The organism is Paenibacillus sp. P4_A9 (genome assembly GCF_056402415.1).
Genome location: NZ_JBFUHL010000035.1, coordinates 1 through 14,078, shown reverse-complemented (window position 1 = coordinate 14,078; position 14,078 = coordinate 1). Strand labels below are relative to the sequence as shown.

Annotated in this window: 7 protein-coding genes; all 7 read left to right on the top strand. The window is 43.0% G+C overall.

Translation table 11 applies throughout. The features are described from left to right. Nucleotides 1-18 precede the first annotated feature (18 nt). On the top strand, nucleotides 19-2,013 hold the full coding sequence (locus AC1DVJ_RS20190; protein WP_477593018.1) for an alginate lyase family protein: 1,995 nt from the start codon (nucleotides 19-21) through the stop codon (nucleotides 2,011-2,013). Nucleotides 2,014-2,396: 383 nt separating this feature from the next. Continuing rightward, nucleotides 2,397-7,535 carry a galactose-binding domain-containing protein gene (locus AC1DVJ_RS20185; protein ID WP_477593017.1) on the top strand — a complete coding sequence of 1,713 codons (5,139 nt, stop codon included), beginning with the start codon at nucleotides 2,397-2,399 and terminating at the stop codon, nucleotides 7,533-7,535. A gap of 298 nt (nucleotides 7,536-7,833) precedes the next feature. Beyond that, complete coding sequence (locus tag AC1DVJ_RS20180) at nucleotides 7,834-9,606, top strand: endo-alpha-N-acetylgalactosaminidase family protein (protein ID WP_477593016.1); 1,773 nt, start codon at nucleotides 7,834-7,836, stop codon at nucleotides 9,604-9,606. Between the two features lie 325 nt (nucleotides 9,607-9,931). After that, entirely contained in the window at nucleotides 9,932-11,326 is a 1,395-nt protein-coding gene (locus AC1DVJ_RS20175) for an ABC transporter substrate-binding protein (RefSeq protein ID WP_477593015.1), read from the top strand. Nucleotides 11,327-11,428: 102 nt separating this feature from the next. Beyond that, nucleotides 11,429-12,337, top strand: coding sequence for a carbohydrate ABC transporter permease (locus AC1DVJ_RS20170; RefSeq protein WP_477593014.1), 909 nt, complete (start codon nucleotides 11,429-11,431; stop codon nucleotides 12,335-12,337). Between the two features lie 18 nt (nucleotides 12,338-12,355). Beyond that, nucleotides 12,356-13,171: a carbohydrate ABC transporter permease gene (locus AC1DVJ_RS20165; protein ID WP_477593013.1), complete on the top strand. Its 816-nt coding sequence runs from the start codon at nucleotides 12,356-12,358 to the stop codon at nucleotides 13,169-13,171. A gap of 80 nt (nucleotides 13,172-13,251) precedes the next feature. Further along, on the top strand, nucleotides 13,252-14,078 hold an 827-nt coding region (locus AC1DVJ_RS20160), incomplete at its 3' end, for a cache domain-containing protein (protein ID WP_477593012.1).

The window sequence follows — 14,078 nt, the reverse complement described above, 5'->3', positions numbered from 1 at the left end:
CAATGGAGGTATTTCTCAATGGAAAACCAGTTACAACTGACTGGCCCGCTTGTCAGCGATTATGATTTTTTCACCAGTGCAATCGATATGAACTTGCCAGGGCTTGAAGATTTCAAGAAGGCAGTTGAAAGCGAAGATTTCGAGAATGCGCGCCGGTTCTTCGCGGAGCATGTGCGGAAATCTTTGCGCCCTGATTTGTATTTTAGTATCCCCAATCATGAAATGCAGAATGTGTATTATTTGCCTGATGAGTCTAAGGTAGAAATGGGCGAGCGCATATTGTCCTTAAATCTGGTCTCGACCGGCACGCCACATCAATTCTCAGGGAAAGTGGACTGGTCTGCCAATCCTACCTTCAATCAATATAAAGAATGGACCTGGCAGTTAAATCGCCATTGGGAATGGGAAGTGCTGGCGAGTCGCTACCGGGAAATGGGAGATGAAAGATATGCAGAGGGACTCGTTGACCTGTTTACGAGTTGGGTTCAGCAAGTAATCGCACCGAAGGATGAGCCTGCAGGCTCGACTTACGGGTGGCGCACCATCGAATGCGGAATACGCATGGCCAATGCCTGGCCATTTGCCCTGCATGCCTGTTACCGTTCTCCTCATTTTACCGACGATGTGCTGGTAGATTGGTATAAGTCTATGTGGGAACATGCGAACCGGCTCCGATCCCGGCATCGGGAAAGCGGTAACTGGCTCATCATGGAGATGAACGGGCTGTCCCACATCGCGGTGCTTTGTCCTGAATTCCAAGAATCGAATAATTGGCGCCTGTATGCCATAGAAATGCTAATCCAGGAATTGAGCAAACAGCTATACCCGGACGGCTTCCATTTCGAATTGAGCACGAATTACCATGAAGTGCTGATCATCAATTATTTTCAAGTTTTCCAACTGTACGATGCGTATGGGATTCCGTTTGCTCCCGAGCTGGTTACCGGACTCGAGGACGCGTGCGCCATCCATGTGAAGTTAATGATGCCAGGCGGTCTAATACCGGATCTAAACGATGGACGTTGGATGAGAGCATCGGAGTTTTCTTCGATGTCCGAGGCAACCCGGCTGTACCCGTACCGCAAGGATTTTCTTTGGTCCTACACGGATGGGCAAGAAGGGCAGCCTCCGGCGGAAACGTCCATTGCACTCCCTTATAGCGGATTCTATATTATGCGAAACARTTGGGACAGGGAAGCCGTATGGGCTTTACTCGACGCAGGACCGTTCGGGAAATCCCATCAGCACGAGGATAAATTAAGTCTCTTAATTCATGCCTATGGCGAGCTATTGCTGACTGAAGGAGGCAACTACGCTTACGATGAGTCTGAGATGCGGCGTTATGTGCTGTCTACCCGTGCTCACAATACTGTTCGTGTAGATGGGTCAGATCAAAATCGGAGAAGCGCCTACCAGTGGAAAGAAGAAGACATCGACGTACCAGCGAGCGCAGAATGGCGTTCCTCCGATGACTCTGATTATGCGCAAGGAACGTACGACGAGGGATACGGCGATCAGGTGCAAATCAAAGTAACGCACAACCGGAGTGTACTGTTCTTGAAAAACCATCCGCTGCTATCTCCCTGCTTCTTGGTCATCGACAAGCTGACGCCGCAGGATGAAGAATTACACGCCTATGAATTTTTGTGRCATCTGGCAAGCGAATCTGCAGATACCCAAGGTCTGAAAAGTTTTACCTTGAACGATAAAGGCCCGAATCTGACGATCATTAAGAGCCAAACAGGGAATTTGGCAGGCAAAATCGTGAAGGGGCAAATGGAGCCTGAGTGGCAAGGGTGGAAAAATACGCCTATTAACAAGCAAGGTGAGTATAAACCAGCTCCAACCGTTGTTTATGATTTGACGGCAAAAGGGCCCGTTTGCGTGGCTACGCTGTTATTCCCAACCCCAATGGGAGAAATATGCCCAGTAGAGAAAATTGAACTGGCGGGAGAACTTGATGATCTGAAAGTCAGGATCGATCTATTTAATGGTCAATCGGTTGTTATTTAATTGTGGTGTACACTCGAAAGGTGCTCAAAATAAATAACCGAAGATAAACATAATTTGATTCTGGGCCTTACGAGAAATCGTAGGGCTATTGGAGTTTTCAAGGTGATTGTGTTGTTGATATTGGAATCACTTAATTAAATGCAAGAACTAATGTTCGTCGTGGCGGTGAATCAGAATAAACGATAGTACTAATATAAAAAGTCAAGATACTGCATGCATCGAAGAAAATAATCCATGTACGTAAAGTAGCGTTTTTGAGTAGTCTTAAAGGAGGGGGGATGCCATGATTCCGAACTAAAAGGAAAGAGGATACCTGGAGTAGGAGACTGTGAATTCGTCCTTAAAATGCTTGGCCTGATATCACTACTAATGGAGGTAATTATATGGGAAGCAAGTCACGTAACAAACTTCTGAAGCAAAGCATGAGTTTAATGTTATCGGCATCCATCCTTCTGTCCTTTATCCCCTTTACTGTCAATACAGCAAATGCAGCCATCGGGGATCGATATAAGAAAGGCGAGCTAAAGTATAGCAATGATCTGGATACTACAAACGGCTTAGTTCAGATMAACTTTGGCACTCCGCTTAATGGTGGATTTTCAACAGCGACAATAGATGGAAGAACAGCACTCAAAGTCTATGGAAACGAAGCTCCCGATAATGCCGCAAATATTTTTGTAGTAGATTCGAATTCTACCGTAGCTCCTAAAAATGCGATTGCAGAATTCGATATGAAAATAGTGCCATCTCCTACTTATGGAGCGCAGAAATCCGGATATGTTTTCGGAGTAAATTATACGGCAACCAATGTTGAACCCTCTACATATACCTGGTTGGCCAATCAGGATTCTAGCGTAATGAGAATAAGATCCAAGCCTCCCGGATTTGCTGCGGCTGACAATACGCCCTCTCATAATGGCAAGATTAAAACAGCTACCTGGCAGAAGTGGCGAATCGAATATTACAATGAAAATTATCGAGTATATGTTGATGATCAGCTGATAACTGACGCCAACTTCCCAGGCACAAGAACTACGCATGCGGGTCTAGTAGGCTTTATGCTCTGGTCACAATCTRAAAACTACATCGATAATCTTAAAGTATATGATTTGGTCATAGATAATCCGCCTGCTCCGGATGATAATGCACCTGCAGATAGCTATACATTGGAGAATGATAAAATTAAGGTTACTTTAGACAAGACCTTCCCTCAAGCACTTAATTATCAGTTGAAATCAACTGGAGGATCTCTCTATGGGGGATATCCAAATACAGACCATGTTGCCTATATCACAGATAGTGTAAACCCAGTTGGAAAATCATACCCTGCAAATGTTACATCATTTACTCCAGGAGTTCAGAAAGTTAACTATACACTGAGTATGCCTGATTTTCATGGTGGAGTTAATATTGCTTATGAGTTTTCACTCGAAGGCAATGAACTTGTAAAGAAAATAACAAGTATAACCGGACCTGGAGAACCCTTTCTGATGTCCCTCAAACTTGATGTTCCTACCATTAGGGCGAGGGGCGATCAGGCGAATGCGAATATTGCATACGAATATGAAGATGATCCAGATCAGTATAATAACTACCAAGGTGAAGTCAACGGTGATACCGTATCTGCTGTTAGTGCGCTAACCAATCGTACGGATTGGAGTTCATGGGCATTTACATATACGGATAAGATTGTAGGTTCCGTATACAACAATTTATTTGATACACCCTTGCAGGTAAAGGTACAAACATTTAATAACGTAAAGCACGCCGGCTTGTACGAGAGAGAATACTATTATCGTTTTGCCTATAAACCTAATACTTCAGCTGGAGCCACTCTAGGTGCTGAAACTAGCGTATTAACAGGGCGTATGCTTGAAAGTAAAACTTATATTGGCGGCGATACAAATACCAATAGCGTAGTTGATTGGCAGGACGGAGCCCTTTGGGTAAGAGAGCAATTGCCACAACCATTACAAGGCATGTCGGATATTTATGCAGCAGGAGGAGCATGGCAGCAAGTTCATGGCACTTTCCCGGACAACCCGACAAACTCGGAAGTAAGGTCGCCGTATGCTATTTTTGCGCCTCAAATGAGACAAATTTATTACCAAACAGAAGGTTCGCCTACGGAATTCGCCGTGGCCGGATGGCAGCAGCACGGACATGACTGGAGATGGGGAGACTGGGCACAGCCGGTAAACCCAGGTGCAGGCGGTCTTCAGGCCATGCTCAAAGCAAAAGATGATATGAGTAATTATGGGGGAGAAGTATCCTATCACTTAAATCAAGAACTCACCCTTGACCAAGCGAATTCCTACGATCCAAAAGTGATTTCGCGTAATGGCAGCGGGGGTTTAAATGGGTATAGCGCTGTTTTTGGTCAACATACGTTCTATAATAAATCCTACTTTTTGGATTGGGTGGCCGGAAACACGCCAGCACGGATGAATAACTTCTTTACTACGCAAGGCATGCCGGCCCCTAAGATCCTTTATAATGACCAGATGTGGGATAACACAAGCCCCTATAACGGTGTGTACGGCGTACACGAATCATGGGCTGTGGCAAATATTATTAAAACCTACGCCGATTACGGAATCAATATCGCCACTGAGGGATATCAGCCTGCCCATCTGAGAAATGGTCAATTCAGCAATAAATACAGAAACAATGCAAACTCCAAAATCGATGATTTCCTTACTGCCGGCCATGTGTCCTATCACATTGGTTCAACTAATCAAGCGCAATTATTTAGCGGACTAATTGCAAGCCGTTCCGGGAATTTAGGTCAGACCTTTAATATGTTTGCAAATGTTGTTGTCGATGATTTCTACACCTATACGTATTTGAATGCTTTTTTGCAACAGCAGCCTGCAATGGAATATATCGACAATGCTCAAATGGTTGCTGTTAGATGGGGTAACGACATCATTGCTAAGCTTGATAAGACGCAAGGCAATAAATTTATGGTAACGCAAGGGAATGTCGTGATTGCGGACGGTAACGACAGATTTATTCCTGATCTGAATGAGCCTGCTCAGAAGATTCATGTGTACAGCTTAGGGGGAAGCAATAGAGATTGGGTGCTTCCGACATCTTGGGCAGGAGTTACCAAAGTAGACAGATATGAACTTACAGAGTCAGGCAAGTCCTATATCGACAGAATCGATGTAGCKGGTGGAAAAGTTCATTTGAATACACCTGCAAAAGTAGCCTATATCCTTGTCCCAGCAGAAACACAAGTGATTGAAGAAGGTCCAGCCAACACTGCAAAAGGAAGCACTGCGGCAGCTTCAAGCGAATTGGCAACTGATGTAGCAGCCAATGCAGTTGATGGCAATAATGCCACGGTTTGGTCAGCAAATGGCGGAAACGACTCATGGTTGGAAGTAACATTTAACCATGAAACCGATGTAAACCGTGTGGAAATCCTGGAGCAGGGTAAAAAAATCACAGGATATAAGTTACAGTATTTGCAAGGAGATGCTTGGGTAGATATTAAAGCTGGAACAACAATTGGAGATAATAAACAGCTATTGTTCCCTAATATCAGAAGTAATAAGATTAGGCTTTATATAACCAAATCGTTAAATAATCCTCAAATCAAAGAGTTTAGCGTATTTTCAGATGCTAACCTCTCTATGACAGCAACAGCATCTGCAGATTCCGGAACTACGGAAACTGTCGTGATCCCGGATGATAAGGGCGTTAATGTCAATTATAGAGTTGATGTTCGTGGCGCTAGTGCAAATGACGGGGCAATTGAGACCTATTGGAAATCCACCAAAACGGCAAACGCTTGGTTACAAATGGATTTTTCACGACCGTCTAGGGTAAACAGAGCAGTCATTCAGGAAACGGGCAATGCAGTAACCGACTATAAAATCCAGAACTATAAAGGAACGCAATGGATTGATATTGCTAGCGGAACATCAATTGGAGAATCCCTAGAGGTTAATTTCCCAACGGTGGAAACTCAGAAAATGAGATTGGTTATTGTCTCTGCAACTGCACTTCCAAAAATTAGCGAGTTTAAGTTGTTCGGAGTAGACCAAGCAGTAAGTGTGTCTGTTGCGAATGCGAACTTAGCTCAGAACAAAACGGCAACTCAGAGCTCAACATATACGCAAAGTGGAGCTCCTCAAGTCGCAAGCCGAGCGGTCGACGGTAATACGAATGGTGCTTGGCCTGCGAATTCTGTTTCGTCCACGAATGACGAACTCGGGGCTTGGTGGATGGTAGACTTGGGCAACTCCTACAATGTAGGCAATATTAACATTTTCAACAGAACAGATTGCTGCGGCAATCGATTGAGTGATTATAATGTGCTGCTACTGGATCAGAACCAAAATGTAGTTTGGACGAACCATCAGACAACACAGCCGAATCCAAGTACAACTGTCAATGCGGGCGGCGCCAGCGGCAGGTATGTCAAAATTCAGCTTACCGGTCAAAATTCACTGGCTCTTGCTGAAGTTCAAGTATATGCACCCATGGTAGCAGATAAGTCTATTTTGCAGAGTCTGTATGCTGACAGCATATTAGTAACAGGCCATTATACAGACGCGACTTGGGATGCTTTTGCGGCAGCACTCGCAACTGCGTTACAAGTGCTTGAGAATGCTGATGCAACAGAGGCTCAGATAAGCGGAGCAAATAGCAGTCTATTTTATGCTAGAGAAGGTCTAATTGAGAAACCAGACACCGCTTCACCAGTCACCTCTGCAACAGTAACAGGAACAGCCGGAGCAAACGATTGGTATACTTCGGATGTAACAGTTTCACTTCAAGCTTCGGATGACGTATCCGGCGTTGCTTCGACCGAATATGCGCTGACAGTTGTGCAAAGCGTATATGGCACGCAATCGACAAGCGGCTTCGTTCCATACACTTCGTCCATTGTTCTTGGCAATGGAATTTATGAAGTGCAATTCCGCTCGACGGATCAAGCGGGGAATGTAGAAGACGTCAAATCCATTACGTTTAAGTCCGATAATACGGCACCTACATTCACGGTATTGGCGAACGAGAATCCGCTGGTTGACGGCGACGTGTTCGAGGATAGCCAAGCGGTTACGTTTGATTTGCAAAGCGGGGATAACTTATCCGGCGTTGTTTCTCAAACCGTAACAGTGGATGGGATTCCTTATGAGCCAGGAACAGCACTGAATTGGGCGGGGCAGCTCGGGGACCATGTCATTCAAGTAACCGTAACCGATCAAGCGGGTAATTCTACACAATGGACTGGGAACCTAACCGTAACGACAAGCGGCAATTCGATGCAGCTTCTTCTGAATGCATTCGCTGCATCGGGCGATGTGTCCGGACCGCTACAGGTCCAGCTTTCCAACAGCTTGACTCAAGCGCTGAACCATTTTGCCAAAGGTCATAAGGATCAGGCGGTTAAACATTTGCAGAATTTCCTTAAGCATATGGAAAATGCAGCTCTGGAGAGCAACATTTCCAATGTTGCGAAGCAAGTACTTACTACCGATGCGAATACGGTAATTAAAGCGTGGTAAAACAATTTAATTAAGTAAGAGGCCATAAGAAGCAGAAATGCTTTTTGTGGCCTCTTTTTTAATAAGCTAAAAGACAGCTCAATGATAAAAAACAGTTTAATATACGCTAATATAGTGCAGGTTTTGTTCAAGATTATGCCTGTTAAACAAGGTCCTCCGTACTGTATACTTTACTCATAGGAAGTCGGAAGCAGCAATTTGCTGGTAGTCGCACCTACATTTAGAGGATCTTGTCGAATCCCAATGACAAGATTTTGATCCCATTCCCGATTTTGAATTTAAAAGTAGGAGGTTCGCTATGTTGCCGCCGAAAGGATTTAATGTGCCTACAGCCAGTGTGAGTAGTCCAGATGTTTATTTGAGCGATTTGGCACAGAGTTTGGTGAAATTTGCTTCATTCGATATTGAAATGCCGGCGGACAGTCCTCTTCATGGCATCGGAGTCGTATATAACGGTAATGTTTATGTTACGCTTCCGGAAAATGCGGATCGCACCGCGCTTAAGGCGGTATTTACCACTAAGCAACCTGGTGATGTTGTGAAGGTGAATGGCGTAGTGCAGCAAAGCGGCGTAACGATCAACAATTTCAGCGAATCAGTGACGTATACGATTGTGAATCAGTCGGGTGAAAGCTCGTTTATAGTGAGCGTTGGAGATTGGAGTAACATCCCGGGTCATTTCGCTGAGGGTGACGTAACCAAGAAAGCAGAACGGCCTTATTTCAACGACTACACTAAAACGTTGACTATGAAGTTATTTATGGCAAGTCCTGGTACGAATGGCACCTCCAATGTGAGGCTTAAGTTTGATGAGGCGTTGGAGTTGATCAGGCAAGTCGATAATCTGACTGCGGGCATCCCAAAAATTTTTTATTTGGTAGGCTGGCAATTCACGGGTCATGACGACAAATATCCGTCTTGGGCAGTTGTGAACGATGCATTGACATGTACATCGTGCAGTCATGCGACGGCGGAGGAAAGCTTGTCCTGGCTGATGCAAGAAGCTATTCAGTATAATTCCAGGGTCAGCTTACATATCAACTCGACCGATGCTTATGTAGACAGCCCATTATGGAATGAATATCTTGCAGGAAATCTGATCTCGAAAAATGGCGATGGCAGCCTGATGGAAATAGGCAATTATAATGGCGAAGTGGCTTATCAGGTAAATTACAAAAACGAATGGGAAAGCGGCAAGTACAAGCAGCGCGTTGACCAACTTCTTCAAATGCTCCCGCTGCTTCGCATTGCTGGCACCATTCATATGGACGCTTTCTTCGCACGTGCGAGTCAGCAAAGCACGTTGCTGCAAGAGCAAGAAGCACGTCTTAAAATGATGCGGTATTGGTATGACAACGGTATCGATGTGACAAGTGAATTTTTATATGCGACGAACGGGTCATCCGAAACAAATAACGACGGATGCGATACTGGACTGATCGGTGTCATGCCAATGACATGGCACTTTAATCAAAGTAATGCTAATTACATGTCGCGTCCGGCTTCTCTGGTTACGGGCTGTGGAATCAATGAGATCACTTATGGCGACGACAGGGAGAATGTTGAAATACTTTTCGGGAGAAGTATGTGGGGAGAAGACTTACTGACAAGTTCTGAAATCGTCGGTCCGACTCCGAATTGGGATGTAGAATTCCTTCATCAGTTTGCGACACAGACAGTGCCGTGGGCGTATCAAAACCAGTTCGCGCGTTTGTCGCTGCAAGGAAGCGGTAGTAGTCGGATCGCGACCTATTCCGATCAATTGGTGGCGACGCTGGAGACAAAAACGATAACTAAGGATGGCTTTCAAATCCGTCAGGACAATAATATTTTTGTGCCTGCCGCTTGGAGCAACACACCGAAAATTATCGCATACAGTCTAACTGGCTATCAAAGCAGAACGTGGACGATGCCGCTTCATTGGAGCGCAGCTCAAGTAAATATCTATACAGTTACTAATGAAGGCTATATTTCTAACCAAACAAATGTGGCTCTGTCTAATCGTGAGCTTACGTTATCGTTAAATGCGAACGAAATGGTTGTTATTACACCGAACAATGTAATGCCGTGAGCAGTTTCATTTGATTCGACCCCGAGGTGGACACTTCCACCTTTTTTTGCGTTACTTTTATCAATTTCATTGACAGATATCAAGTCAATTCAACTCTTTTTTAACAAAAAGTACATTTCAAAGATAGATAAAAATACAGTTTCATATACGCCAATATAGTGCAGGTTTTGTTCAAGATTATGCATGTAAACAAGATTTCACCAAATGTATACTTAACTCATAGGAAGTCGAAGGCAGCAATTATCTTATGGCAGACAAAGCCTTAACCCTTGTTGCACGGCCAATTCCTGGAAGTCGCACATACATTTAGAGGAGGTCTTTATCCATGAAAAAATTAAAATTAATCCCATCCTTACTCACAGCTGCTTTACCTTTGTCGTTATTAGCGGGCTGTGGATCTGAAACAACAAGTACACCAGCACCCTCCGAAGCAGCTAAGGCAACTGCTGCAGCTACTACAGCAGCAGCGGCTACTGCGGCACCTTCTGCCTTGGAAGGTAAAGTCGTATTCTGGTCCATGTGGAAAGATTCAGAGCCGCAAGCAAAAGTTATTCAGACTACGGTTGATGAATTTAAAGCTGCCAATCCTAAGGTGAATGTAGATTTGAAATTTACGGGTCGTGATCTCGGTAAGCTAATTAAACCAGCTCTGGATGGCGGACAGCAAGTCGATATTTATGAAGGAGATCCAGCTGGGTTAATTGCTACTCTGAAAGATCACGTATTTAAGTTTGATGATCTGCTTACACAACCAGCCGTTGGTATGGCGGGAAAATCTTTTAAAGACTCCCTATTGCCTAGCTTAATGGATTGGACAAAATCGCTATCCAAAACAGCGGGAATCGCTGAGGGCTACTACGCAATTCCACAGCAACCGTATGCCGTGTTATTTTTCTACAACAAGGCTGTGTATGACAAAGCAGGAGTCACTTCAGCACCTAAAACTTGGGATGAATTCATGGCGGCTTGTGAGTTGATTAAAAAGTCGGGTGTAGCCCCAATTACATTTGATGACGCCTACAGAGATCAGTTTATCGGCGGATACCTAAGCAGTGCAATGGGCAGCGATTGGGTTGATCAACTCGTCAAAGATAAAACGGGCGAAATGTGGAAGGATCCAATTATTGCTCAATTCGCTAAAGATGTCGTGACGATGAAGGATAAGGGTTATTTCTCAGCCACAATTGCTGGAAGTAAATATCCTGCGGCACAACAAGACCTTGTTCTTGGAAAATCTGCCACGTATTTAAATGGAACGTGGTTGCCGAATGAAGTTTCTGCAACTTCGGGTCCAGACTTCAAATGGGGTTCATTCCAGTTCCCTACGATTGCTAATGGGAATGGAAAAGGTGGGCAACAAGGATTATCTTTTGGTGCACAAGCGCTTCTTATGAATAAAAACAGCAAGAATGTTCCTGCTGCGTTCGAACTTGTTAAATACTTAGCAGGGAAGAAAGCACAAGAAGGAATGGCTACGCAAGCATTAGCGATTCCAGCTACAATCGACTCCAAATGGCCTGCACAATTAAATGATGCTTCTGTTGCCTTCGCTAATGCAAAGGTTAACATGCCATGGGGTTTCGGGATTGATAATGCTGGTGATTTCTCAGCTAATACGATTATCCCAGTATTCATGGAATTGGTTACAGGGAAAATTAAAGCAGATGAATATGTGACAAAAATGAGCGCTGAAGCGAAAAAATTCTACGCCGGTAAATAATTAAATATCTTAAAGCTATTATCTATGTGCAGCGTTCGATGGAATGCTGCACATAGATTTAATTTTTTCATTAGATTTGATTATTTCATGGGGGTGTATGACATGCTTATCAAAAAACGAATTATCGCTCTTTTTCTACTGCCAGCAGTCATCATTTATCTTGCTATTTTTCTTTATCCCACCATAAGAGCAGTGATGATGAGTTTTTACAATATACAATCTATTTCTAGCAAGATGAATACGTGGAATTTTGTTGGTATCGATAATTACACCGATCTTCTCCATAACTCTTACTTTCTAACTTCTGTTTGGAACGTACTGAAAATATGGATTTTTGGTGGAATGATCATATTTTTCTTTGCTTTTCTCTTTGCTGTCATCCTTTCCTCGGGCGTTCGTGGGAAAAGTTTCTGGAGATCGCTCATCTTTCTACCCAATACGGTTTCAGCAGTTGTTTTATCGGTTGTATGGCTGCAGTATATCTACAATTCAAGTTTTGGCTTTCTGACAACCGTTTTACATAAAATTGGTCTTAATACACTAGCAAGTATTCAATGGACGGATGATCAACATTTGTTCATTTCCATGTTATTAGCTTTCTGTTTCGGTTCAATTGGTTATTTCATGATCATTCTTAATGCAGGAATAGACAGGATCCCATCTGATTATTATGAGGCCGCCTTACTCGAGGGGGCAACAGCTATCCAGAAGTTTTTCCAAATCACTTTGCCGCTGCTGCGAGACGTTTTTCGTACAACCTTAGTTCTATGGACGATTACAGCCATTAACTTTTTTGTTTGGTCTGCAACTTTCGGATTGAGTGCACCACAAACGATGACCCCTGGTTATTATATGTATTTAAAGGTGTTTGGCGGTGGTGGAACTATTTATGTAAAAGATAGTTTCAATGTTGGTTCTGGAGCAACCGTCGGCGTAATTATTGTACTTTCTATTCTTTTGTTATCTGCAGTGATTAACAGATTTTTCAAAAAAGAGACTTTAGAATACTAAGGGAGGTCTGATTCCAGTATGGCAAGTAAACTTCGTTATATACCGCTCTATGCATGGCTTTTATTTACGGTTGTCCTATTTGGATATGCGATATTAGCCTCATTAAGCACGACAAGAGAAATATTTTCGAATACGTTGTTTAGCAGCGGAGTGCATTTCTCCAATTATATAAGTTTGTTTAAGGATCAACATATGGCACGATATTTTATTAACAGTGTGATGTATACAAGTGTCGCCTGTATCGGAATTGTAATCGTTGCATCGCCTGCTGCCTATATCTTGGGAAGAGTCGAGTTCAGAGGGAAAAAATTGGTTAATTTGATGTTCCTATCTGCACTTTCGATCCCTAGTTTACTGATAGCAATTCCCTTGTTTTCATTATTTGTTGAACTAAAACTAACAGGCTCCATATTTACCTTAATTCTCATTTATATTTTTACAAACGTTCCTTTTGGTGTGTTTTTACTCAGCGGTTTCTTCGGTTCCATTCCGAAAGAATTAGAAGAATCTGCTGCTATTGATGGATGTGGTCCCATTAAAGCTTTTTTGAAGATCATTATACCTATCGCTCAACCGGGCCTAATAACACTTTCGATTTTTAACTTTATTGGCATATGGAATGATTATTTTTACGCACTCATTTTCGCTAATGATCCTAAGAGACACACCATTGCACTTGCGCTTCAATCTATCGTGCAAGGATTTACCAATTCAGGTAATTATTCGGGTATTTTTGCGGCATCGATGATCGTGTTTATCCCAACCTTTATCCTGTATGTGCTTGTCTCGAAAAAAATCGTTGCTGGCATAACTGTTGGTTCAGTTAAGGGCTAGGAAAATAGTTGAATATGTAAGATAATTAGATAAAGTAGTCTATAAGAAAATTTGCAATCTGTAAAAAGAAGGAGTATTCGATGAATTATTGGCATAGACTTGTTCAGCTATCAAGGAAATCAGGCATACATACAAGGCTGATCGTGTCATTTCTGTTGATTTCTATACTACCACTTGGGATTACGGGYATCATTGCGTATAACAAATCGAATCAGGCCATAAGTTCCAAAACGAGTAATTACTCCTCCCAAATTTTACAGTTGCTCAAAAATAACATCAGTGATGAAGTACGCAATTATGAATCATTTGCCGATCAAATTATGCTTAATAAAGAAGTTCAGGGCGGGCTAGTCAATTTCGATAAAATGAGTGAGATTGAGAGAAGCAGCCTGCAAGTCTATATCGATCAAAGTTTTGTAGGTAACAATTTTTGGATTCTATCAACTATTAAGAGTTTACAAATACAATTAGCTGACGGCCGCGTTTTGTATGATTTTGGGTATAACACCTTAAAAGATCAAGATATAGGCAGATTAAAAGAGAGCGCACAAAATAATAGTCAAATTGATACGTGGACTTACGGAACTACGATAGGCGGTGAATCTTGCCTCGCACTGATGAGGCGGATTCCGAATTTAGATGGGGCAGAAGGGACTCTTGGCTATTTAATTGTGGGTATCGACGAAAATATTTTTTCACAGATGGCCTATAGTGATATAAATCTAGGTGAAGATAGCCAATTGGTTCTAATGAACGGATCCGGTGAAATATTATCTAGCAAATCCGATCTCTTTCGTAATGGAGATAACATATCGAAGAGTAATTCTTTACGTACGTGGATGAAATCGGAGCAGACAACGGGGAACTTGGATATAGCATCTAAACGGTACTTTGCGTCCTATGTGCA

Excerpts from the sequence above, each read along its gene's own strand:
- AC1DVJ_RS20170 (WP_477593014.1), top strand. The coding sequence starts at position 11,429 with ATGCTTATCAAAAAACGAATTATCGCTCTTTTTCTACTGCCAGCAGTC.
- AC1DVJ_RS20180 (WP_477593016.1), top strand. The coding sequence starts at position 7,834 with ATGTTGCCGCCGAAAGGATTTAATGTGCCTACAGCCAGTGTGAGTAGT.
- AC1DVJ_RS20165 (WP_477593013.1), top strand. The coding sequence starts at position 12,356 with ATGGCAAGTAAACTTCGTTATATACCGCTCTATGCATGGCTTTTATTT.
- AC1DVJ_RS20175 (WP_477593015.1), top strand. The coding sequence starts at position 9,932 with ATGAAAAAATTAAAATTAATCCCATCCTTACTCACAGCTGCTTTACCT.